Below are 21,527 nucleotides of genomic sequence, written 5' to 3' on the forward strand. Positions count from 1 at the left end.
ACCGCTCAGCGGCAGCGCAAGATCGTTCATGGTGGGTGTGGTCTCCGGGAAATGGTTCGGATCGGCTTAAGCAACCAAATCCTACTCATTTCCGATCAGATCCCGAGCAGCCAGCCAGTATTCGACCGTCGCTGGCGCCTCCGCCCACTGAGGCCTTGTGCTTCCTCCAGCGAGTCAAGCCGATCACCATGCGTGTCGCCAGTTCTGGTGCTCACCCACGTGCCATTTGCGATCTTGTGTCGGTGAGAGCACCGCAAGCTCCTCCCCTGCTAGAGGGCAAGGCGGCTTGCGTCGCCCGTGTTGTTACTATTCTTCGCTGTGGTCGGAGTTTTTTCCTTGGCTTCGGAATCGGGACATTCGGCTTTGCAAAAAAATAGGCCATCGTGGTCGATCGTCACGCCCCCGAGTTCGGCGGCACGATGGGACGACAACGGCAGCGCAAGCTCCATTTGCGCGAGGGGCTCGTCCCTTCAAATACTTGATGCATTTGCGCTTTGCGTACCTCCGTGCATGTTGCTCGATGCGGGCGGAGACCTCTGTCTAAACGATCGCGCATCGATGCAACGCCCACGCGTAGATCGCCATCATCGCGGCGATCGCTTTGCCGCGATCGCCGCAGCCGTTTTCGAGCACGACAATCATGCCGGCGCTGTCGGCAGCGATGCGCATACAAAAATTCACAGATGCATTCTGGCCAAATGCTAGCTGCCCAGCAAATGTCCGGCATTTCGCAAGGCCCCTAGGAAGAGACTGGCATGGCCGTTGGCATCGATCTTGGCCTGCATCGACAGGGGCATGCTGTGCCAGTTCTCCAAGGGCGCGATGAAATGTGAGAACGTACCGTTGACGATGCAATGGTGGGTAACAAGGCCCTGTCTGTCCAACGCCAGCACGCCGATCTGGTCGCCCTGATATCGGATGGCTGCGACCCGCTGGCCCCCCGCATCACCGTCGACCCGCACGTCGAAAACCAGGATGCCGCGGCTCCTGGTGGCTACCTCGGCGGCCTTTTCAGCGAAGCTTAAGGAGAGCGAGCGGACGCTTTCGACCGCCAGCTGTAAAACCATCAAATCCAGTTCATCCACTGCCATAAGGTACCTGCACGCAACACATGGGTGATAGCAATCGACCACACCGCTTGTTCACAGATGTCGGCTCACGACCGATCATTCAGGTTGTTGCCGGACGTCCATTGACCGAGGGAGTGCTCCGGTTCGAACCGATCCTGAAGCGGAATGCGCTGGATCTACGGAACCCGAGGAGCAGGCCAGCCAAAGTTGCCGCGACAATTGATGTCGTGATCATTCCAGACATCTGCATCGGCGTCGCTGAACATCCCACTGGTAAGTCCGTTGTTTGCGGCAAGCCCATCCTTGGGCCGTCTAGTACCTGAAACCCTCGCGGTGGCGTCCCTCGAGCTCGGGACCGCCGGGCGCTTGATCGTCGAGAACTTTGTTTACGAAGGTCCGGACCTCCTGCAGAGCATATTCTGGTGCGCTCGCCTTTGAGCATTCCGCTGAAGCGTGACGTTTCGCTAGTCCGTGTTCCTTGCAGGCTCACCGCGAGGGCGCCTTGCACACAACGGCACGTCAGCGCATGAAACTCGTTCCCCGTTCACTTCACAAAATGGATTTCCTGAAGTACTGGGAGCGCAGAGAAATCTCCGGTCGCAGCCTACCCGGTTAAAACAAGGACCCAACGATGAAGACTCTCGTCGTCTGCTCCGGCGGATTGGACTCCGTTACCCTTGCTCACAAGGTGGCAGCGGAGCACGAACTCGCCGGCCTCCTATCTTTCGATTACGGCCAACGGCATAGGAAGGAATTGGGCTTCGCCGCCCTTTGCGCGGAGCGACTGACCGTCCCGCACCGCATCGTCGACATCCACGAAATCGGCGGCGGCCTTTTCGGCTCCGCGCTGACCGATAATGTGGACGTGCCCGACGGGCACTACGCCGAAGACACGATGAAGGTCACGGTGGTGCCGAACCGGAACGCCATCATGTTGGCCATTGCCTTCGGCTTCGCCGCAGCGCACGACGCTGACGCGGTGGCGACGGCCGTGCATGGTGGGGATCATTTCATTTATCCCGACTGCCGTCCGGCCTTCATCGACGCTTTCCAGATGATGCAGGACCATGCGCTCGACGGCTACGCGAAGATTCGCCTTTATGCGCCTTATGTGAACCTCACGAAGGCGGACATCGTTGAGGATGGAGCAAGATACGGCACACCATTTGCGCAGACCTGGTCCTGCTACAAGGGCGGCGAGCGTCACTGTGGACGGTGCGGGACCTGCGTCGAGCGGCGCGAGGCGTTTCATCTTGCAGGGCACCCGGACCCCACCGAGTACGAGGACTCCGACTTCTGGCTCGACGCGCTGCGCAGGAGGATCGTGTAATGTTCTGCATCACTAAGGAATTCCACTTCTCGGCCTCGCATCAGCTCACCTCTTTGCCGCCCGAGCACCAATGCGCGCGCCTGCACGGGCATAACTACATCGTCGAAGTAGAGCTTTCGGCGAAGGAACTGAACGAGCACGGCTTCGTGCGCGACTATCATGATCTGGCGCCGCTAAAACGCTATATCGACGAGAGCTTCGACCACCGACATCTCAACGAGGTGCTGGGGCATGAGCAAGTCACGGCGGAATATCTGGCCAGACATTTTTATGAATGGTGCAAGGCACGCCTGCGCGAAACCTCGGCCGTGCGGGTGAGCGAAACGCCGAAAACCTGGGCGGAATACCGGCCATGACCGATACGCATCCCGCAATCCGCGTGAGTGAGATTTTCGGGCCGACGATCCAGGGCGAGGGCGTGCTCATCGGTTTGCCGACGGTCTTCGTCAGAACCGGCGGGTGTGACTATCGCTGTTCCTGGTGCGACAGCCTGCATGCGGTGGACAATCAATTCCGCCACGAATGGGAGATGATGTCCATTGGCGCGGTGTGGCAAAACGTGCTTGCGCTTTCCGGTGGCCGCCCGCTGATGGTGTCGCTGTCAGGCGGCAATCCGGCCATCCAGCCGCTCGGCGCGCTCATCGAGCGAGGCCATGGTGAAGGTTACCGTTTTGCGCTGGAAACCCAAGGTTCGGTGGCCAGGGACTGGTTTGCCGACCTTGACGTGCTAGTCCTCAGCCCAAAGCCGCCGTCAAGCCAAATGACGACCGATTGGGCCGCTTTCGAGGCGTGCCTCCAGGCGGCACAAGGCAGGCCACAAATCGTGCTCAAGCTCATTGTTTTCGACGAAAGGGACTACGCCTACGCGAAAGACGCCGCTGCGAGATTTCCGCGGCTTCCGATCTATCTGCAACCCGGCAATCACACGCCGCCACGCCCCGCAAATGAAGACGCGCCTGTCGACCTTGACGGAATATTGAAGCGCATGGAGTGGCTGGTTGATAGCGTGACCCGCGACAGGTGGTTCGAAGCCCGTGTGCTGCCGCAGCTGCACGTTATGCTCTGGGGTAACAAGAGAGCTGTGTAGCCTAGGCCCGCTTTTCACTGAAACTGCGCCGACGAATATTCGGGTGGACGGGTTGTCCCACGCTTGAAGGCGCTGCCGGGGTGCTTGCCGACTTCTACCACCGGCACCAAGAGCGTGGCCAGCCGCTTACGATTAGGATTGTTGCCGAGGCTCGGTTTCGACGGGCGTCGGCCTGGCGCGAACCAATCAAAGGTTAGCGCGAGCCACGGGTGGAATAGTATGGTGTTGCGATCCGGCGGCGCCTGCTGCAGCTGGCACGGTCCTTGCGGATTCTCGTTGCAAGGCCGAAGGGAGCTGTCGGCCGACAACCATGATCTGGCCAGGACGATTGTCGACTGCTTCCGATACAGAAAAGAGGCCGGACTCGACGTGGCGCTTCAGGGACTGCGAAATGGAATACGGCGCCGGAAGGCACGACCGGACGATATCGTCGCTATGCCAAGACGCGTCTGGTCCGCTCCGAATCCTGTCTTGACACGACGGTCGCCGGTCAACAGTGAAAAACGTAGCGCAATCGGTTCACGATCGACTGAGAACCATGACCGTTCCTCTGCGGTGCTCAGACTGCCGCTGAGTGCCTGGCCGTTCCACTTTCGAAATATTTGTCGAACTTCGCCGCGATGCTTCTGACAAAGGGCCGGCTTTCCGCCGGCACGACGAAGCGGTCACCATCAAGTTCAAGCAGCCGCGCAGGACCATGAAGAGCCGTGGAACTCGCCTTGAGGAGAAGTCTTTGGCCGGCTTCGCCAAAGCGCTCCACCAGCTCAATCGCCGAGAAGGCGAAGTCACACATCAATCGCTCGATGATCCAGCCGCGAACACGGTCGTCGTCGGAAAGCGCGATACCCCGAACAGCGGCCAGCCCGCCATCAGCAACCATGCGTCCATACTCGGCGGTCGAAGGCATGTTCTGTGCATAGCCCTGGCGAAACTGGCTGATGGATGACGGGCCAAGGCCGATCAAGGTCTCGCAGCGATCCTCGGTATAGCCCTGGAAGTTCCGGCGCAGTGTTCCGGCGCGGGCGGCAAGCGCGAGGGCATCGCCCGGTTTGGCGAAATGGTCGAGCCCGATTGCTTCGTATCCCTGGTCCACGATCGCCCGCGCCGCAAGTTGCGATTGAGCAAACCGCTCTGCCGGACCCGGCAGCCATGCCTCGTCGATCATCGTCTGATGTTTCTTGAACCACGGCACATGGGCGTAGCCAAAAAGCGCTATCCGATCCGGTTCCAGGGTCAGTGCCTGCGCGACGGTGGAGGAGACACTCTCCCTGGTCTGGTGTGGCAAGCCGTAGAGCAGGTCCACATTGACCGATTCGACGCCGCGCGAACGAACGCCGTCGACTACCGCTTTGGTCTGCAAAAAGCTCTGCTCGCGGTTAATTGCCTTTTGCACCTTCGGGTCAAAATCCTGCACGCCGAGGCTCGCACGGGTCATGCCGATTTCGGCGAGTGCGTCGAGGCGGGCATCGTCCATATCATTGGGTTCGATTTCGACGCCGATCTTGGCGCCGGGAAGAAAGGTGAAACTGTTGCGCAGGGCGGTTCCCAGCGCCACCAGATCCTCCGGTTTGAGCATCGTTGGCGAACCGCCGCCGAAATGGACGGCACGCACGCGGCCCTTGCCTGCGACAAGACCGGCGACGGTGGCGATCTCGGCATGCAGTGAGCGAAGATATGTGGTCACCGGTTCGTAGTGGCGTGTCTGCTTGGTATGGCAGGCACAGAACCAGCAAAGCTTGTCGCAGTACGGGATGTGCAGATAGAGCGAGATCTCGTCACCACCTTCGAGCGCCTCCAACCAGCCTCGGTAAACGACGGCATCGACCCCCGCATGGAAATGCGGCGCGGTCGGATAACTGGTATAGCGCGGGACGTTCTCGCCAAGTCTGGCAGCTAGCTCCAGCCGCATGTCGTGGTCCACCGTGTTTGCGTCGCCGGAACTGTGGATGCTTGGATGAGCCTAAGCCCTGATTTCGATCAACCTTCAGCACGGACAAACTGCCGCAAGGATTTTTCTACCGTCGATTGCTATCCTGCCGCACTGGACCGGTAGAGCGATCGAATGACATTACGGCAGGACAGTCACAGTTCCGGCATTCCCGTTCTTTGCCTGTCTTGCGAGGCACGGCACCGCGGTGTCTGTGGTGCGCTCGAACCAGACCATTTGGCTCAGCTCGCCAAGACGTCGTCGCGGCACAATATCGAGCCGGGGGTCGAACTGATCGGCGACGCCGAGGCGGTCGACTGTTATTCAAACGTGCTTTCAGGCGTGGTGAAGCTCACGAAGAGCCTTTCGGACGGCCGCCAGCAGATCGTCGGTCTCCAGTTCGCGCCGGATTTTCTGGGACGGCCCTTCAAGATGAAAAGCGCGATCAATGCGGAAGCGGCAACAGCTGTCTCGCTATGCTCGTTTCCGAGAGCGGCCATCGAACGGATGATGAAGGAATCACCGGAATTTGTGCATCGCCTGCTCAAGCAGGCGCTGAACGAACTCGACGAGGCACGCGAATGGATGGTGACTCTGGGGCGCAAGACCGCACCGGAGAAGGTGGCGAGCTTTCTCCTCATGATCGCCCGGAACATCGGTTCCAGTGTTGACCCGGCGGCTAGGTCGGCGTGCTTCGAGCTGCCGATGACGCGTGCCGACATCTCTGATTTCCTTGGAATTACAAACGAGACCGTGAGCCGTCAGCTGACCAGCCTGAGAATGGACGGCGTGATTCGGATCGAGAACAACCGCCGTGTCACCGTGGACAGCATGAGCCGGCTGGAACGGCGCTGCGGCGGCCGAGGCGCAACCGCCCTTTGAATGACACCGAAGCTGCATGGCCTAGGTCACTTACTTCGTTCGGGGCAGGGCATGCTCGCGTTGCGCTTAGAAGAAGTCGCATAGCGATAGCCCGCTCTCCATCCGATCGCATGAGCCAGGTGCGTTTCGGCCAACTCGTCGGCGAAGCATCCATCCTCGAGGTGCTCGACGTGCAACCGGCTGTTCCAGGCAGGATTGCACTCGGCCGAAGTCAATACGCCTCACACGCAGGGGAAAATCGCCGTCTCCCCGAACCATGTATGTCACGAAGTTAGCGCAACGCTGGCGCTGGCTGTCCCAAGGCATTGAAACGATCGACGTTCGGCAAGGCATCGGCCTACTTTCCAGCGTCACAGAAGGCGCGCTTCCCACACGCCCGCGATCGCCTCCAAACCCGGCCCGACCTGGGACGCCGGGCCTGTCCATAAGCGTGGCGGCCGGTGCCGCGCTTCCACATTCGATCGCCACAGTCTGATCGCACCGAACTCGATCCTGCTCGAAGCAAAATCGTGCGGCTCTGACATGGATCAGGGCGAGCAGGCCACGGCTGCGCAATAAGGCACTGCGGTTTGGCGCCCGCCGGAATGGGAAATCGGGGCTTGCGATGAAATTCGGCACAGAGATCGTCCTTCTAAGCCTGTTTGCGTTTGCGGCCCTGGTGGCTGCCGGCTTCGGCGTAGATGAACCTTTTCGCCGGCATATGTGGGTTTTGTTCTTCGCCGTGGCTGGCTTCACTGCGATTCTGTTGCGCAACACGGAGTTCAAGCCGGCAGTTCCGATCGACCCCGCCGCTTACATGGATGGGCCGATCCGCTTCGGTGCCGTCGCCACAGTATTCTGGGGCGTCGTCGGCATGCTGGTCGGCGTGGTCATCGCCCTGCAGCTCGCCTACCCGGATCTCAACATCCAGCCCTGGTTCAACTTCGGCCGTTTGCGGCCATTGCATACGTCGGGCGTCGTCTTCGCCTTCGGCGGCAATGCGCTGCTCTGCACGTCTCTGTATGTCGTCCAGCGCACCTGCCGCGCTCGGCTGTTCGGCGGCCATCTCGCCTGGTTCGTGTTCTGGGGCTATCAGCTGTTCATCGTCATGGCGGCAACCGGCTACCTGCTCGGCATCACCGAGAGCCGCGAATACGCCGAGCCCGAATGGTATGTGGACCTGTGGCTGACCATTGTCTGGGTCGCCTATCTCATCCTGTTCCTCGGCACGATCCTGAAGCGCAAGGAACCGCACATCTATGTCGCCAACTGGTTCTACCTTGCCTTCATCGTGACCATCGCAATGCTGCATGTGATCAACAACCTGTCGATGCCGGTCTCCTTCCTGGGCTCCAAGAGCTATTCAGCCTTCTCCGGCGTACAGGACGCCCTGACGCAATGGTGGTACGGCCACAATGCCGTCGGCTTCTTCCTCACCGCCGGCTTCCTCGGCATGATGTATTATTTCGTGCCCAAGCAGGCCAACCGGCCTGTCTATTCCTACCGGCTGTCGATCATCCACTTCTGGGCTTTGATCTTTCTCTACATCTGGGCCGGTCCGCACCACCTCCACTACACCGCCCTGCCGGACTGGGCCCAGACGCTCGGCATGGTGTTCTCGATCATGCTCTGGATGCCCTCGTGGGGCGGCATGATAAACGGCCTGATGACGCTCTCGGGCGCCTGGGACAAGCTGCGCACCGACCCGATCATCCGTATGATGGTGATGGCCATCGCCTTCTACGGGATGTCCACCTTCGAAGGCCCGATGATGTCAATCAAGGCCGTCAACTCGCTCTCGCACTACACCGACTGGACCATCGGTCACGTCCATTCGGGCGCGCTCGGATGGGTTGGCATGATCTCGTTCGGCGCGATTTATTTCATGGTCCCGAAGTTATGGAACCGCGACCGGCTTTATTCGCTGCGGCTCGTCAACTGGCACTTCTGGCTGGCGACGCTTGGGATCGTCGTTTACGCCGCGGTGATGTGGGTCTCCGGCGTCATGCAGGGCCTGATGTGGCGCGAATACAACGAGCAGGGCTTCCTGGTCTACTCCTTCGCCGAAACCGTCGCCGCCATGCATCCCTACTACATCATGCGTGCCATCGGCGGCGCGATGTATCTGTCGGGCGCCCTCATCATGGCCTGGAACATCGCCATGACCATCCTCGGCTACCAGCGCGAGGAGGATCCGATGCCGCGCTCCATCCCCGCCCTCCAGCCTGTGCGATCAGGAGCCAGAAAATGGGCCTGATGGACAGACACGCGGTCATCGAGAAGAACGCCACACTGCTTCTCCTCGGGTCCCTGCTGGTCGTGACAATCGGCGGCATCGTCGAGATCGCACCGCTCTTCTATCTCGACAACACGATCGAGAAGGTTGAAGGCATGCGCCCTTACTCGCCACTCGAACTGGTGGGGCGCAACATCTATGTGCGCGAGGGCTGCTACCTCTGCCATAGCCAGATGATCCGGCCGTTCCGTGACGAGGTCGAGCGCTATGGGCATTACAGCCTGGCGGCCGAGTCGATGTACGACCACCCGTTCCAGTGGGGCTCGAAGCGCACCGGGCCGGATCTCGCCCGGGTCGGCGACCGCTACTCGAACGGATGGCACCTCCAGCATCTCACCGAGCCGCGTTCGGTGGTGCCGGAATCGATCATGCCGAGCTACGCGTTCCTGAAGGACATGCCCATCGATGTGAAGGACTTCTCGACGCATCTGGTCGCCAACAGCCGTGTCGGCGTCCCCTACTCCGACGACATGATCGCGCACGCCAATGCCGATCTCATGGCGCAGGCCGATGCGAATGCCGACACATCGGGCCTGGAGAGACGCTATCCGAAAGCCAAGGTTGGGGACTTCGACGGCGATCCGCAGCAGGTCACCGAAATGGATGCGCTGGTCGCGTATCTTCAGATGCTCGGCACGCTGGTCGATTTCAGGACCTATGACGAACCCGCCGGTTACCGCTGAGGAGAATGGCGATGACCTACAATTTCATGCGGGAGTTTGCCGACAGCTGGGGCCTGCTTGCCATGGCGCTTTTCTTCCTCGGATGCGTTGCCTTTGCACTTCGTCCCGGCAGCTGCAGGCAAGCCGAGAGAGCCGCTCACATTCCTCTCAAGGACGACTGATCATGGGCAGCGAGCATATCGACGAGGTTTCGGGCATCTCGACGACCGGCCATGAGTGGGACGGCATCAAGGAACTCAACAACCCGCTTCCGCGCTGGTGGGTCATCACCTTCTACATCACCGTTGCCTGGGCGATCGGCTACACCGTCGTCTATCCGGCATGGCCGATGCTGACTTCCGCGACCAGGGGTGTGCTGGGGTATTCGAGCCGCAGAGACGTCAAGAATGAACTGGCGGCGGCCGAAGTGGCCAAGGGTAAATTTGTCGCTGCCATTCAGGCGAAGACCGTCTCCCAGATTACTGCCGACGATACGCTACGCGAATTCGCCGTCGCCGCAGGTGGCGCCGCGTTCAAGGTCAATTGCGTGCAGTGCCATGGCTCGGGCGCTCAAGGGTCCAAGGGTTTTCCCAACCTAAACGACGACGATTGGCTGTGGGGTGGCAACGCCGAACAGATCCAGCAAACGATTGCGCACGGCATCCGCTTCGCATCAGACCCGGATACGCGCCTGTCGGAAATGCCTGCTTTTGGTGACATCATCACGACGGATCAGATCAAGCAGGTCGGCGCCTATGTCGCAAGCCTCTCCGGTCCTGTTCAGGACACCAGCCTGATCGAACTCGGCGCCAGTGTTTTCGCCGAGAATTGTGCGGCCTGTCATGGTGAGAATGCAAAGGGCAACAGGGAGCTCGGCGCACCCGACCTGACCGACGCGATCTGGCTATACGGGTCTGGCGAAACAGCCATCGCCGCGCAGGTCCGCGCGCCGAAGCACGGCGTCATGCCGGCCTGGATTGGTCGTCTCGGCGCGATCAAGGCCAAGGAACTCGCGGTCTATGTCCATTCGCTTGGCGGCGGAGAATAGGTACCCAAGCCTATTCTCGTCCTCCCCCCACCGCCAAGCGACGAGGCCCGGCGCGAGCCGGGCCTCGGCATCATCCAGAAACCGATGGGTCGGGCTTCCGGCGAAATCGTCGCTGGTGACTGGAGCTTCTCGTGCTCGATAACACGCAAATAGAACGGCTCGAAGCCGATGCGGTCAACTCCGCCAAGACCCGTCAGCCGCTCTATGCCGCGCGCAAGAAGATCTTCCCGAACCGGGCCTCTGGCAGTTTCCGCCGCTTCAAGTGGTCGGTGATGGCAATCACGCTGGGGATTTACTACCTGACGCCCTGGCTGCGGTGGGATCGCGGGCCATTTGCCCCGGACCAGGCCGTGCTGGTCGATCTTGCCAACCGCCGCTTCTATTTCTTCTTCATCGAGATCTGGCCCCAGGAATTCTATTATGTGGCCGGCCTGCTGGTCATGGCCGGTATCGGCCTTTTCCTGATCACATCCACCGTCGGCCGGGCCTGGTGCGGCTATACGTGCCCCCAGACCGTGTGGGTCGATCTGTTTCTGGTCGTCGAGCGAGCCATCGAGGGCGACCGCAACGCGCGCATGAAGCTCGATGCCGGTCCCTGGACTGCGCGCAAACTCGTGCTGCGAACATCGAAACACGCCATTTGGCTGGTCATAGGGGTGCTGACCGGCGGCGCCTGGATCTTCTATTTCGCCGATGCGCCGACGCTGGTTGGGGAACTCTTCACCGGCACCGCCGCCCCCGTCGCCTACATCACCGTGCCCGTGCTGACGGCGACGACCTATACGTTCGGCGGGCTGATGCGCGAGCAGGTCTGCACCTACATGTGCCCATGGCCGCGCATCCAGGCGGCCATGCTCGACGAGAATTCCCTCACCGTCACCTATAATGAATGGCGCGGCGAACCGCGCTCGCGTCACGCCAAGAGGGTCCTTGCCGCCGGGCAGCCCGTCGGCGACTGCGTCGACTGCAATGCCTGTGTCGCGGTGTGCCCGATGGGGATCGACATTCGTGATGGCCAGCAGCTTGAATGCATCGCCTGCGCGCTCTGCATCGATACCTGTGACGGTATTATGGACAAGCTCGGCAGGGAGCGCGGACTGATTTCCTATGCGACGCTGGCCGACTACAACGCCAACATGATGCTGGCGACCCCGGGCGGCTCCGGTTCAGTCAACCCGTCACTGGTCAGGAGCGCTGACGGCCTGTTCTCCGACAAGGTGGCCCGTTTCCATATCCGCAAGATCTTTCGCCCGCGCACCTTCATCTACATGGGCGCCTGGTCGGCGGTCGGTCTCGCGCTGCTCTATTCGCTGCTGACCCGCGAACGGCTCGAATTGAATGTCCTGCACGATCGCAACCCGCAGTTCGTGACGCTGTCCGACGGTTCGATCCGCAACGGCTACACCGTCAAGCTGCTCAACATGATCCCCGAACCAAGAACGATCATTGTCACGATGCAGGGCCTGCATGGAGCCGAAATGAGCGTTGTCGGCATCGACCTGCCGGCGGATCGCTCCTTCGCCATCCCGGTCGAACCCGACCGGCTGAAGCTGCTCAAGGTTTTCGTGCGTCAGCCGGCAGATCAGGTTCGGGGTGCAGCGCAAAGCTTCAAGTTCCGGGTCGAAAACAAGGCAACGTTCGAGTCGGACGAATACACGGCCACTTTCAACGCACCGGAGAGCGCCAGATGAGCGACACCTCGCGACAATCCCGCGAATTCACCGGCAGGCATATGCTGTTCACCATCCTTGGCTTCTTCGGCGTGGTCATAGCGGTCAATCTGACGATGGCGACGCTCGCCAACACGAGCTGGACCGGCCTTGTCGTCGAAAACACCTATGTGGCGAGCCAGCAGTTCAACAGGAAGGCCGAGGAGGGGCGAGCTCAGGCAGCCCTCGGCTGGACTGGCAAACTGACCATCGCAGGCGGTGAGGTCCGCTACAGCCTCACCGATGCTGTCGGCAAGCCGGTTGCCTTGCATGTCGTCAAGGTGCTGTTTCGTCATCCCGCCTACGAGGCCGAGGACAAATCCGTCACTCTTGCCGCTGCCTCCGGTCAGATATTCGCCGCGCACCACATGCCCACGGATGGCGTCTGGATCGTCGAAATCGACGCCGATGCGAGCCTTGCGGAACCCTATCGCGACGTTCGCCGGATCATGATTTCCCACGGGGCGCTGCAATGAGCTGCTGCGCGCCAGGCGCCGAAATGGCATTGGACCTGGAAAAGGTCACACTGGTCCTGCCTTCTGGCCAGGAAATCAGACTGGCGAGCCGCTCGATTGGCGAAAATCTTCGCCAGACCGACCTCTCGGTGCCGGCTGTGCATTGTGCCGCCTGCATCCAGACGATCGAGACGGCGATCGGCAAGCTGGATCGCGTCGAAGGCGCTCGTGTCAATCTTTCGACGAAACGTATTTCGGTCCGGTGGCGCGGCGAGGAGGTTCCGCCATTCGTCGCCACACTTGGACGGCTGGGCTATGGCGCGCACCTGTTCGATCCCGAGGCTGACGGGAGGGACAAGACGCTCTCGGAACTGATCCGCGCCGTCGCGGTCGCCGGCTTTGCGGCGGGCAACATCATGCTGCTATCAGTCTCCGTCTGGTCCGGCGCGCAGGGCGCGACCCGCGACCTGTTCCATTGGGTCTCGGCCTTGATTGCCATTCCTGCGCTCGCTTTCGCCGGCGGCATCTATTTTCGATCGGCCTGGAATGCGCTGCGCCACAGCCGCATGAACATGGACGTGCCGATCGCGGTCGGGGTATCGCTCGCTTACGCCATGAGCCTCTACGAAACGATCAACCATGGCGACCACGCCTATTTCGACGCGTCGGTGTCTCTGCTGTTCTTCCTGTTGATCGGCCGCACGCTGGATCACGTGATGCGCGAACGCGCCCGCACCGCCGTGAAAGGCCTGTCACAACTGGCCGCGCGTGGCGCCATGGTGCTGCGCGACGATGGCGCACGCGACTATCTGCCGGTTGGCGAGATCGAACCGGGCATGCTGTTGCTGATAGCGGCCGGCGAAAGAATCCCCGTCGACGGCAAGATCACGCGTGGGACATCGGACGTCGACTGCTCGCTGGTTTCGGGCGAGAGCACGCCCAGAAGCGTGGCGCCAAACGATGCCGTCCAGGCCGGCGTGCTCAACCTTACCGGCCCGCTAACCATCGAGGCGACAACCGCCGCGAAGGATTCGTTCCTGGCGGAAATGGTTCGGCTGATGGAAGCCGCCGAGGGCGGTCGCGCACATTACCGCCGCATCGCCGATCGCGTTTCAGCACTCTATGCTCCAGTTGTTCATCTCACCGCCTTCGTGACATTCCTTGGCTGGATGGCGGCAACCGGCGACTGGCATCGGGCGATAACCATCGCCATCGCCGTTTTGATCATCACATGTCCGTGCGCGCTCGGGCTCGCCGTGCCGATCGTCCAGGTGGTCGCCGCGCGGCGGCTGTTCGAGAACGGCATCATGGTCAAGGATGGTTCGGCCATGGAGCGCCTGGCAACGATTGATGCAGCGGTGTTCGACAAGACCGGCACGCTCACGCTCGGCCAGCCCCGTCTCGTCAATGCGGCCTCGATCGATCCGGCCATGCTGACGATTGCAGCCGACATGGCCGCGCATTCGCGTCATCCGTTTTCAAAAGCCATAGCCGGTCTTGCCGCTGGCGGCGGGCAGCACAAATTCGATGCCGTCACCGAGCATCCGGGGTTCGGTATCGAAGCAACTGACGTCGGAAGTATCTGGCGGCTGGGCAGACGCGGATGGGCTGGATGGAAGGCCCGCACCGGCGGCGAAGGCAAACATGGCTATGGCGGGACGGTCCTGACGAAAGACGGGATCGTTGTCGCGACCTTCAATTTCGAGGATGCGTTGCGTGCCGACGCCAGGGCGGCGATCGAGCGATTGAACGATGCCGGCGTGTCGGTGGAGATGCTGTCGGGCGACACAGAAGCTGCCTGCGGCGAAGTCGCGGAAGCACTGGGCGTCGAGCGCTTCGTTCCCGCGTTGCTTCCCTCCGGGAAGGTCGAACACATCGAAGCATTGACGCGAACTGGCCACAAGGTGCTGATGGTCGGCGATGGGCTCAACGACACGCCTGCATTGGGCGCCGCACACGTTTCGATCGCTCCGGCCACGGCGGCGGATATCGGTCGCAACGCCGCGGATTTCGTGTTCCTGCGTAAAAGTCTTCTGGCGGTCCCACTTGCTTTAGACATTTCGCGGAAGGCCGGACGGCTGATCCGGCAGAACATCGCCATCGCGATCGTTTACAATGGCATCGCCGTGCCGGTCGCCATTCTGGGGCACGTTACGCCGCTGATCGCGGCGGTCGCGATGTCCGCCTCGTCCCTCCTGGTCATCGGCAATGCGCTACGTCTGCAAGGTTTCGTGTCAAATGCATCGGTGCAAGATGCCCGACATGACAGGCGCTCGGACATTGGCGCACTGGCACAATCCTCATGACGACGCTCGCCTACCTCATACCTGTGGCCCTGTTCCTCGGAGCGCTTGGGCTGGCGGGGTTCCTGTGGGCCTTGAGGAGCGGCCAATATGAAGATCTCGATGGCGCCGCCGAGCGGATCCTGATCGACCGCGACGAGCCACGCAGTTGACCCAGCCTGCCCTGCGAGGACTCGCTCGAATATTTTCCGCGGTTGCTTCGCGTCATGCCGATTTCGGCGCGCGACGGGTGCGAACGGATCAGCCAGAATACGTTGCCGAACTTTCGGCCAGGAAAGGGCCGCACCGAACGGGAAGCCGGCCATTCCATGATGACCTGACCAGACCATGGTGTGGCGGTCGACCAGTCGACCGTGAACCCGCCGTTGCCGCGTTTATCGAGCCTGGTTGATCCACATCAGGGTTATCTCTTCATAGGCATGGTTTCATTGAGCATTTTTGAACGGAGAACGGATGTCTAACGGACGGTTAGGTCGCGTGGAGACGCTTGGGGAGATGAGCCGCAAACCGTGGATCGATTGCGATGCGTTCCAGTGCCCTTCGTCGCAGATAGCCGACGCAATGGCGGCACGCTGATGGCCGGCTCTGTCGATAGATTCGACGTTATTGTGGTCGGAGCCGGGCCGGTCGGACTTTCCTTCGCCGCGTCGCTTGCCCAGAGCCGACTCAAGGTGGCAGTGGTTGAACGGCAGTCGCTCGAAAGCCTGGCGAATCCGGCTTTCGACGGTCGCGAGATCGCGCTGACCCACGCATCGGTTGGAATCCTTCGCGAGCTCGGCGCCTGGGATGCCATCCCCGCTTCGGACAAATCACCGCTACAAGGCGCGCGCGTGCTCAACGGATCGAGCCATTTCGCCCTGTGCTTCGATTCTCCCAGCGGATCTGCGGAACCACTCGGAATTCTGGTCCCAAATTGTCGGATCCGCGACGCCCTGTTCCAGATTGTCCACTTCCAGGATCATGCCCAGCTGCTGTGCGGCCGCTCGGTCGTCAATGCAACAACCAGCCACAAAGAAGCAGTCATAACGCTCTGTGATGGCAGGCAATTGGCCGCTCGGCTGCTCGTTGCAGCGGATTCGCGTTTGTCCGCGACGCGCGACCTGCTCGGCATTGGCGCCGACATCAATCGGCTTGGCAACTCCATGCTGATTTGCCGAGTGAGGCACGAGCGCGCCCATCACCAGATCGCGGTCGAATGGTTCGATCACCATCAGACGATAGCGATGTTGCCGCTCATGGAAGGCGTGTCGTCGCTGCTTCTCACGTTGCGCTCAAGCGAGGCCGACAGACTGCTTGCTCTCGACGACGATTTGTTCCTCATGGAATCGACGAGCCGGTGTCGAGGACGCTTCGGAGAGATGACCTTGGCAAGCACCCGCCATGCCTATCCGCTGGTCACGACCTGGGCGCACAAGTTCTGGGCTCCGAGTGCGGCACTGATCGGCGATGCTGCCCTCGGCATGCACCCGGTGACCGCGCATGGCTTCAACATCGGCCTCAGTGGCCAGAAGCAACTCGCCGATAGAATCCTGGCGGCATGTCGCGAGCGCCGCGACATTGCTGATCCCGACATACTCGGCAGATACGAAAGCCGGCTGCGTCTGTCGGCGGCACCGCTCTATCATGCTACGAATGCACTTGTCGCTCTCTACTCAGGCGAGCACCCGGCGGCACGGCTTGCAAGACATGCAGGGCTTCGCTTTGCCCAATATCTTCCCTTTATCCGCCATGGCATTTCGGCCATGCTCAGGCGGTGAATCGCAGGCAGCGCTGCCGCTCTGGAACGCTATCTCGGCCCGGCTTTTTGTCTCGCCGGGCGCGTTGATGCCATTGGCAGGGCTGCTTCCATGGTGACGTTGCCGATTCTGGGATGATTCGGATCAAGGCACGCGTGCGGGCAAGAGCTCGATGGTCAGACGGCAAGGCCAAGAGCAGACGTGCGCCCCGAAGACATGGTGAGCGCACTGGTTAGCCCCGCTGGATAGTTAACCCGTCCTTCAGTGGGCCTGCGTAAGCTTGTCCTCGCGAACAACGATGGGAGCAAGCCGGTCCGTCCATGGCCCCGAAGAAAGTAGACACGCTGGAGGCCAAAATCCGTCAGGATCAGCTTGCTGACCTGAGGACCGGCCTCTTCGTGTCGATGCCGATAAGCGCTATCCTGTCAGGCCTGATTTTGACGGTGCACGCCCTTTCTGGCAGCGGCTTTGCCGCTGCAATCTGGTTCCTGGCCGTCAATGCGATAAATGCCGCCCGCCTTGCACTCGCGCGTTATCAGCTAAAGGAAACGGGGCCCCATGACGGTTTAGTGGGGGTTTTGCCGCGGCTTCGCTGGTTTGGCATCCTTGCCCTTCTGGCAGGGTTTGCCTGGTCCTTCCTGGCCGTCCTGACTGTTGGATACACGACACCTCAAGCACCGCTGCATCTGGTCATTCTGGCGGGCATTTCCGCTGGTGCGGTTACATACGGCAGTTCGTATGCCGCGGCGGCGACCAACTTCATCACACCTCCGCTCCTCATCACGGTGGGTTGCCTTTTGGCGAAAGGCAATTTTGAAGACTACATTCTGGCTTTTACCGTTCTGCTCTTCATGGGCGGCTTGGTTCGAGCTTCGTTTGTTGGGCAAGCACGGTTCCGCGAAGCGAGCCGCCTGAGGCATGAGGCCGAGCGGCTTGCGGCGGAGATGAAGGCCAGTTCCAGGCAGGATCACCTGACGGCCCTTCTCAACAGGCGTGGCCTCGAACACGCTATCGGACGGTTCGAGACTGCGGATAGCCCCTTCGTGGCAATGCTGATTGATCTGGACGGGTTCAAATCCGTCAACGATACCTACGGTCACAGGACCGGTGATGAACTGCTTGTCAGGATCGCCCGCCGCATAGAGGAGGAAGCACCGGAAGGCTCAACGCTCGCTCGTATCGGCGGCGATGAATTCGTGCTGTTTTTTCCCTCAACGAGGGTTTCGCTTTCTGCCAGTGATCTCGCCTCCAATATCATAGCCAAAATTGCCCGACCCTATATCGAGGTCGCGTCCGTCCGTGTCGGGGCATCGATAGGAATATACCTGGCGCAGACGCCGGGCCTGACGGAAATGTTGTTGCGGGCGGATATCGCCCTTTATACGGCCAAGCGTCGTGGCAGGAACGAATTTTGCCTGTTCGATGCCGAACTCGACAGGGAACTGCAACGCCGCCAGTCCGTCGAACGGGACCTTCATTCGGCGATAAAGACGAGAAGCTTGCAACCTTGGTTCCAGCCGATCGTGAAACTCGACACCGAGGCCGTGGTCGGTTTTGAAGCCTTGCTGAGGTGGTCCCATCCGACTCATGGCGCCATCTCTCCACCCGAAATCATCACAGCTGCACGCGAAACCGGAATGCTTCAGCTGCTGACGCAAACCGTATTCGCCGACTGTTGTGCTTTTATCGACGGCTTGGTGAAAGCTGACTGTCGTGATCTCCGTGTGGCGATGAATGTTTCACCGCGCGAACTGGAAGCCGGCGATATCGACGACATGGTTCTGGATGGTCTGGCGGCAAGAGGTCTCCCTGCAACGATGTTCGAGATCGAGATTACCGAAGAATCCCCGGTTGACCCGGACAGAGTGGATGAAAAGCTCGGACGGCTTTCACATGCCGGCATTTCCATCGCGCTCGATGACTTCGGCACCGGCTTTTCCACGTTGGCATCGCTCAAGGACAGTCGGATACGCAAGGTGAAAATAGACCAGGGCTTCATTCGCGGCTTGGCCAAATCCCGAGAGGACCGACTGCTTGTCAAATCGGTCATCGATCTCGGTAACATGCTCGGGATCGAGGTCATGGCCGAGGGCGTCGAAACAGAGGCGGATCGGCAAACCCTGCACAAGCTTGGCTGCCGAACCGCTCAAGGCTTCCTGTTCTCCAAGGCTGTGCCTCTGAGCCAAGCACTAGAAATAGCAGTCAAACAGCACGCGAACCAGTTGTGACCGCTCCCGCCGCGCCGTCTCTCGCGGCCGTGCGCTCATGAATGGCGGGTATCTGAACTTCTTTGTTTGACGAGCATGACAGTCCGTGCTGTGCGTCAGCCGGCGAACAGTTCCTTGTAGCCAGTCGTCACCATCCAGTTCGCACGATCGATATGGCTGCGAAGAGCCTTGCGGGCGCGGACCGGTTCAATGGACGGGTCGATGCCGAGAATGAGATCGGCCATCTCCTCTTCGCTGGCGTTGTCGGCGCAGGCATCCAGGATCCGCAGGTAGATCGTGAAATGCTCCCTGTCGTAGCTCGTGAGGTTCTCCGACCAGGGGACTTCATCGCTCAACGTTGAGCTTCGACTCTCATCTGTTCCCATTGATCGATTCATGCCTGTTGCGAGCCTCGGCTGTTGAGCGCTGGATGCAACGCAGCATATCCCAAAATGGGATAATCCGAAACCGGGATTAGTCGCTGATCCGGTCTTTACCCGACCGGTTCGCCTACATGCCCAAGTCTCTTCGATCGCCCCGCCACCAGCGGTTTCTGGCCCAGCTGGTTTCCCTGCGCAAGGCCAAAGGCCTGACTCAGGCGCAGGTGGCCGAGAAACTTGATCGTCCCCAATCCTTCGTGGCCAAGTACGAGGGTGGAGAGCGGCGTCTCGACGTCATCGAGTTTCTCGACTTAACTGCGGCGCTTGACGCTGATCCGTGCGAGATTCTGTCCAGCCTGCGGTCCTAGCGGGCGCCCACGCACCAACGGCTCGCGCCGGTGCCGTGAACCGAGCGCGCTTTTCGTCGGCAAGCTGCCATTCCGCTGCGGGTGGGTCTTTACCCGGCCATGCCGATATAGGATGATAATCCTAGGTGGGGCGATTCCTCAACGGAGATCGCAATGGCTAGGACCAAACATTCCAAGCAGCTTTCACAGGCTGAAATCGAGCGCTTTCTGGCGGAGGCGGAACGGCTGCACAAGAGCATCGTCCAGCCGCTTCTATACCTACCAGCAACCATTACCGGGCTCTCCAACGCACCCATGAAGCGCTGTTAAAGACGGTGAAGGATATCACGGGTAAGGATGCGCCGTTCATTCAATGGTTCGGAACAGGACCGGTGAATTAGACCCGACTTGTAGACCCCAGGCCGCAAACGTCGCATTCTCTCTTCGGAGGGAAGGAGCGTGGGCACCATCGCTATCAAGACAACTCCTGGCTGGCTTTCTTGCCTTCGAATCGACCCTGCCGCTGTCAGCGCAACATCAAAGCCAATATAAGCCACAAAACGGGCGAGCGCGTCTATCATGATCCCGGACAGGAATTACTGGGACACGCGCCTCAACCTGTTGAAAGGCGAGCGCTGGTTTTGTTCGGAGGAAGCCGCGCCACGGCGGCGATGTCGTCGAGTTTCTCGACGTAACTGCGGCGCTTGACGATGATCCGTGCGAAAAATCTGTCCAGCCTGCCGTCCTGGCGGGCGCCCGCGCGCCTGACGACGCGCACCAGGTGCTCGTGAACCGAGCCCGCTTTTCTTTGGCAAGCTCAGGCGGTCTCGGCCATTCGGCTTCGCCCCTTGGCGTGGGCAGCCCTTCGGGCTGTGACGGCCGCCGCCCTTGCGGGCGGCGCGGTTTGTCTGTTGGCCTTTCCCGGTGGCGCGGGGTGGGCGGCACTCCCTTCTAGGCCCGCCGCGGCAGCCCGCAACCCTTCGCTGCCGCTCAGGGTCCTCCTCTTCGTTCCGGTCCTTCGGATGCGGTCCGCCTACCACGGCGGGCCTTTCCGGTCGCGACTCGCCGCCCACCCCGCTTCCGGGGAAAGGCGCGGCGATTGGCGAGCGGAGGATGAGACGATGCATGCAAACAGCAAGCGTACCGCCAGCGGAGAGGCTGGCGCAGGCAAGGGCGGACGCACCGGCGCCAGCCTTTATCAGGAGATCACCGACCGCATCATTGACGAGCTGGAGCGCGGCACCGTGCCATGGGTCAAGCCATGGGGCAGCGCAAAGGCAGGCCTTGGCCTGCCGAGGAATGCATCCTCTGGGCGCACCTATTCCGGCATCAATATCCTCATCCTGTGGGGCGCGGTCATCGAGCGCAGCTATCCCAGCCAGAACTGGCTCACCTTCCGGCAGGCGCTCGTCCTTGGCGGCAACGTCAGGAAGGGCGAGCGCGGCACGACCATCGTGCATGCCGACCGCTTTGTCCCCAAGGACGAGAAGGAGCGCGCACGCCACGAGGGCGATGAACCACAGGCCGTGCCCTTTTTGAAGCGCTTCACCGTCTTCAATGTCGCGCAGTGCGATAATCTTCCGGAAGACCTCCATGCCGCCGCCGAGCCGCTGCCTCAGTGCGAGATCGTGCCGCACGCCGAGACGCTCATTCGCGCCAGCGGTGCGGATTTCAGGGTCGGCGGCGATCGCGCTTTCTACATGCCGGGCAGCGACCACATTCAGGTGCCGCCGCAGCCGGCGTTCCATCACCAGATCGACTATTACCGGACCTGCTTTCACGAGCTTGGCCACTGGACCGGCCACCCGACGCGGCTTGCTCGCGACCTCTCCGGCTCGTTCGGCTCCAAGACCTACGCGCGTGAAGAATTGGTCGCCGAAATCACTGCCGCCTTCGTCTGCAGCAATCTCGGTATCGAGCCGACCGTGCGTCACGCCGATTACATCGGCTCATGGCTGAAGGTGCTGCGCGAGGACAACCGCGCCATCTTCCGTGCCGCCAGTCTTGCCTCCAAGGCCGCCGATTTCCTGCTTGGCCTTCAGGCCGATGCCGAAGGCGAGGCGCAGGAAGGGATTGCGGCATGACGATGCGATCCTCAACTGACCGCGA

General features: G+C 60.9%; 23 protein-coding genes. 17 read left to right on the forward strand and 6 right to left on the reverse strand.

Going from position 1 to position 21,527, the window contains the following annotated elements; translation table 11 throughout:
* Positions 1-269: 269 nt before the first annotated feature.
* From NKI63_RS26980 to NKI63_RS26990, 3 genes are all read right to left on the reverse strand, one after another.
* Positions 270-449 (reverse strand): hypothetical protein, encoded by a 180-nt coding sequence (locus tag NKI63_RS26980; RefSeq protein ID WP_352496237.1) that lies wholly within the window; start codon positions 447-449, stop codon positions 270-272.
* 91 nt (positions 450-540) lie between these two features.
* Complete coding sequence (locus NKI63_RS26985) at positions 541-669, reverse strand: hypothetical protein (RefSeq protein WP_023722056.1); 129 nt, start codon at positions 667-669, stop codon at positions 541-543.
* 32 nt (positions 670-701) lie between these two features.
* A complete protein-coding gene (locus NKI63_RS26990; protein ID WP_352823925.1) occupies positions 702-1,091 on the reverse strand; it encodes a hypothetical protein in 390 nt (129 codons plus the stop codon).
* 610 nt (positions 1,092-1,701) lie between these two features.
* Between NKI63_RS26990 and queC the strand changes: the two genes are divergently transcribed.
* The 3 genes from queC to queE are packed head-to-tail and all read left to right on the forward strand — an operon-like array spanning position 1,702 to position 3,487.
* Positions 1,702-2,400, forward strand: coding sequence for a 7-cyano-7-deazaguanine synthase QueC (gene queC, locus NKI63_RS26995; protein WP_352484154.1), 699 nt, complete (start codon positions 1,702-1,704; stop codon positions 2,398-2,400).
* The gene (gene queD / locus NKI63_RS27000; RefSeq protein WP_352618963.1) at positions 2,400-2,756 is read left to right on the forward strand and encodes a 6-carboxytetrahydropterin synthase QueD; all 357 of its coding nucleotides are present in this window, start codon (positions 2,400-2,402) and stop codon (positions 2,754-2,756) included. Before queC ends, queD begins: the two co-directional genes overlap by 1 nt.
* Positions 2,753-3,487, forward strand: coding sequence for a 7-carboxy-7-deazaguanine synthase QueE (gene queE / locus NKI63_RS27005; protein WP_352823958.1), 735 nt, complete (start codon positions 2,753-2,755; stop codon positions 3,485-3,487). The genes queD and queE overlap by 4 nt, the downstream gene beginning before the upstream one ends.
* Positions 3,488-4,046: 559 nt before the next feature.
* Here the strand turns inward: queE and hemN are convergent.
* A complete protein-coding gene (gene hemN / locus NKI63_RS27010) occupies positions 4,047-5,396 on the reverse strand; it encodes an oxygen-independent coproporphyrinogen III oxidase (RefSeq protein WP_352823926.1) in 1,350 nt (449 codons plus the stop codon).
* Positions 5,397-5,549: 153 nt separating this feature from the next.
* On the opposite strand from hemN, the gene NKI63_RS27015 reads away from it, so the two are divergent.
* From NKI63_RS27015 to NKI63_RS27065, 11 genes are all read left to right on the forward strand, one after another.
* Positions 5,550-6,296: a Crp/Fnr family transcriptional regulator gene (locus NKI63_RS27015; RefSeq protein WP_352823927.1), complete on the forward strand. Its 747-nt coding sequence runs from the start codon at positions 5,550-5,552 to the stop codon at positions 6,294-6,296.
* A gap of 604 nt (positions 6,297-6,900) precedes the next feature.
* A complete protein-coding gene (gene ccoN / locus NKI63_RS27020; RefSeq protein ID WP_352823928.1) occupies positions 6,901-8,532 on the forward strand; it encodes a cytochrome-c oxidase, cbb3-type subunit I in 1,632 nt (543 codons plus the stop codon).
* Positions 8,523-9,254 (forward strand): cytochrome-c oxidase, cbb3-type subunit II, encoded by a 732-nt coding sequence (gene ccoO, locus NKI63_RS27025; protein ID WP_352823929.1) that lies wholly within the window; start codon positions 8,523-8,525, stop codon positions 9,252-9,254. Before ccoN ends, ccoO begins: the two co-directional genes overlap by 10 nt.
* An 11-nt stretch (positions 9,255-9,265) precedes the next feature.
* Positions 9,266-9,415 carry a cbb3-type cytochrome c oxidase subunit 3 gene (locus NKI63_RS27030; protein WP_352823930.1) on the forward strand — a complete coding sequence of 50 codons (150 nt, stop codon included), beginning with the start codon at positions 9,266-9,268 and terminating at the stop codon, positions 9,413-9,415.
* Positions 9,416-9,417: 2 nt separating this feature from the next.
* Complete coding sequence (gene ccoP, locus NKI63_RS27035; protein ID WP_352823931.1) at positions 9,418-10,281, forward strand: cytochrome-c oxidase, cbb3-type subunit III; 864 nt, start codon at positions 9,418-9,420, stop codon at positions 10,279-10,281.
* A 131-nt stretch (positions 10,282-10,412) separates the two neighbouring features.
* Positions 10,413-11,972, forward strand: coding sequence for a cytochrome c oxidase accessory protein CcoG (ccoG, locus tag NKI63_RS27040; RefSeq protein ID WP_352823932.1), 1,560 nt, complete (start codon positions 10,413-10,415; stop codon positions 11,970-11,972).
* Complete coding sequence (locus NKI63_RS27045; protein WP_352823933.1) at positions 11,969-12,466, forward strand: FixH family protein; 498 nt, start codon at positions 11,969-11,971, stop codon at positions 12,464-12,466. Before ccoG ends, NKI63_RS27045 begins: the two co-directional genes overlap by 4 nt.
* Positions 12,463-14,751, forward strand: coding sequence for a heavy metal translocating P-type ATPase (locus NKI63_RS27050; protein ID WP_352823934.1), 2,289 nt, complete (start codon positions 12,463-12,465; stop codon positions 14,749-14,751). Before NKI63_RS27045 ends, NKI63_RS27050 begins: the two co-directional genes overlap by 4 nt.
* On the forward strand, positions 14,748-14,900 hold the full coding sequence (ccoS, locus tag NKI63_RS27055; protein ID WP_023679633.1) for a cbb3-type cytochrome oxidase assembly protein CcoS: 153 nt from the start codon (positions 14,748-14,750) through the stop codon (positions 14,898-14,900). Before NKI63_RS27050 ends, ccoS begins: the two co-directional genes overlap by 4 nt.
* Positions 14,901-15,323: 423 nt before the next feature.
* Positions 15,324-16,505 carry a 5-demethoxyubiquinol-8 5-hydroxylase UbiM gene (ubiM, locus tag NKI63_RS27060; protein ID WP_352823959.1) on the forward strand — a complete coding sequence of 394 codons (1,182 nt, stop codon included), beginning with the start codon at positions 15,324-15,326 and terminating at the stop codon, positions 16,503-16,505.
* 299 nt (positions 16,506-16,804) lie between these two features.
* Positions 16,805-18,712 carry a putative bifunctional diguanylate cyclase/phosphodiesterase gene (locus tag NKI63_RS27065; protein ID WP_352823935.1) on the forward strand — a complete coding sequence of 636 codons (1,908 nt, stop codon included), beginning with the start codon at positions 16,805-16,807 and terminating at the stop codon, positions 18,710-18,712.
* 95 nt (positions 18,713-18,807) lie between these two features.
* Here the strand turns inward: NKI63_RS27065 and NKI63_RS27070 are convergent, their stop codons facing one another.
* On the reverse strand, positions 18,808-19,089 hold the full coding sequence (locus NKI63_RS27070; RefSeq protein ID WP_352823936.1) for a DNA -binding domain-containing protein: 282 nt from the start codon (positions 19,087-19,089) through the stop codon (positions 18,808-18,810).
* Between the two features lie 116 nt (positions 19,090-19,205).
* On the opposite strand from NKI63_RS27070, the gene NKI63_RS27075 reads away from it, so the two are divergent.
* Together NKI63_RS27075 and NKI63_RS27080 are read left to right on the forward strand one after the other, a co-directional pair.
* Positions 19,206-19,439: a helix-turn-helix domain-containing protein gene (locus NKI63_RS27075; RefSeq protein WP_023679646.1), complete on the forward strand. Its 234-nt coding sequence runs from the start codon at positions 19,206-19,208 to the stop codon at positions 19,437-19,439.
* A gap of 153 nt (positions 19,440-19,592) precedes the next feature.
* Complete coding sequence (locus tag NKI63_RS27080) at positions 19,593-19,748, forward strand: hypothetical protein (protein ID WP_352823937.1); 156 nt, start codon at positions 19,593-19,595, stop codon at positions 19,746-19,748.
* A gap of 283 nt (positions 19,749-20,031) precedes the next feature.
* Here NKI63_RS27080 and NKI63_RS27085 read toward each other — a convergent pair whose 3' ends face one another.
* A complete protein-coding gene (locus NKI63_RS27085) occupies positions 20,032-20,196 on the reverse strand; it encodes a hypothetical protein (protein ID WP_352748079.1) in 165 nt (54 codons plus the stop codon).
* Between the two features lie 343 nt (positions 20,197-20,539).
* On the opposite strand from NKI63_RS27085, the gene NKI63_RS27090 reads away from it, so the two are divergent.
* Positions 20,540-21,502, forward strand: a complete 963-nt coding sequence (locus NKI63_RS27090) for an ArdC family protein (RefSeq protein WP_352823938.1) — start codon at positions 20,540-20,542, stop codon at positions 21,500-21,502.
* The last annotated feature ends 25 nt before the right edge of the window (positions 21,503-21,527 follow it).

The organism is Mesorhizobium sp. M0410, assembly GCF_040321435.1.
Classification (GTDB): domain Bacteria; phylum Pseudomonadota; class Alphaproteobacteria; order Rhizobiales; family Rhizobiaceae; genus Mesorhizobium.

Excerpts from the sequence above, each read along its gene's own strand:
- ccoN (WP_352823928.1), top strand. The coding sequence starts at position 6,901 with ATGAAATTCGGCACAGAGATCGTCCTTCTAAGCCTGTTTGCGTTTGCG.
- queD (WP_352618963.1), top strand. The coding sequence starts at position 2,400 with ATGTTCTGCATCACTAAGGAATTCCACTTCTCGGCCTCGCATCAGCTC.
- NKI63_RS26985 (WP_023722056.1), bottom strand. The coding sequence starts at position 669 with ATGCGCATCGCTGCCGACAGCGCCGGCATGATTGTCGTGCTCGAAAAC.
- queE (WP_352823958.1), top strand. The coding sequence starts at position 2,753 with ATGACCGATACGCATCCCGCAATCCGCGTGAGTGAGATTTTCGGGCCG.
- NKI63_RS27075 (WP_023679646.1), top strand. The coding sequence starts at position 19,206 with ATGCCCAAGTCTCTTCGATCGCCCCGCCACCAGCGGTTTCTGGCCCAG.
- NKI63_RS27080 (WP_352823937.1), top strand. The coding sequence starts at position 19,593 with ATGGCTAGGACCAAACATTCCAAGCAGCTTTCACAGGCTGAAATCGAG.
- ubiM (WP_352823959.1), top strand. The coding sequence starts at position 15,324 with ATGGCCGGCTCTGTCGATAGATTCGACGTTATTGTGGTCGGAGCCGGG.
- NKI63_RS27050 (WP_352823934.1), top strand. The coding sequence starts at position 12,463 with ATGAGCTGCTGCGCGCCAGGCGCCGAAATGGCATTGGACCTGGAAAAG.
- ccoO (WP_352823929.1), top strand. The coding sequence starts at position 8,523 with ATGGGCCTGATGGACAGACACGCGGTCATCGAGAAGAACGCCACACTG.
- NKI63_RS27070 (WP_352823936.1), bottom strand. The coding sequence starts at position 19,089 with ATGAATCGATCAATGGGAACAGATGAGAGTCGAAGCTCAACGTTGAGC.
- NKI63_RS27030 (WP_352823930.1), top strand. The coding sequence starts at position 9,266 with ATGACCTACAATTTCATGCGGGAGTTTGCCGACAGCTGGGGCCTGCTT.
- NKI63_RS27015 (WP_352823927.1), top strand. The coding sequence starts at position 5,550 with ATGACATTACGGCAGGACAGTCACAGTTCCGGCATTCCCGTTCTTTGC.
- hemN (WP_352823926.1), bottom strand. The coding sequence starts at position 5,396 with ATGCGGCTGGAGCTAGCTGCCAGACTTGGCGAGAACGTCCCGCGCTAT.
- ccoS (WP_023679633.1), top strand. The coding sequence starts at position 14,748 with ATGACGACGCTCGCCTACCTCATACCTGTGGCCCTGTTCCTCGGAGCG.
- NKI63_RS27090 (WP_352823938.1), top strand. The coding sequence starts at position 20,540 with ATGCATGCAAACAGCAAGCGTACCGCCAGCGGAGAGGCTGGCGCAGGC.
- NKI63_RS26980 (WP_352496237.1), bottom strand. The coding sequence starts at position 449 with ATGGAGCTTGCGCTGCCGTTGTCGTCCCATCGTGCCGCCGAACTCGGG.
- NKI63_RS27045 (WP_352823933.1), top strand. The coding sequence starts at position 11,969 with ATGAGCGACACCTCGCGACAATCCCGCGAATTCACCGGCAGGCATATG.
- NKI63_RS27065 (WP_352823935.1), top strand. The coding sequence starts at position 16,805 with ATGGCCCCGAAGAAAGTAGACACGCTGGAGGCCAAAATCCGTCAGGAT.
- ccoP (WP_352823931.1), top strand. The coding sequence starts at position 9,418 with ATGGGCAGCGAGCATATCGACGAGGTTTCGGGCATCTCGACGACCGGC.
- NKI63_RS26990 (WP_352823925.1), bottom strand. The coding sequence starts at position 1,091 with ATGGCAGTGGATGAACTGGATTTGATGGTTTTACAGCTGGCGGTCGAA.
- queC (WP_352484154.1), top strand. The coding sequence starts at position 1,702 with ATGAAGACTCTCGTCGTCTGCTCCGGCGGATTGGACTCCGTTACCCTT.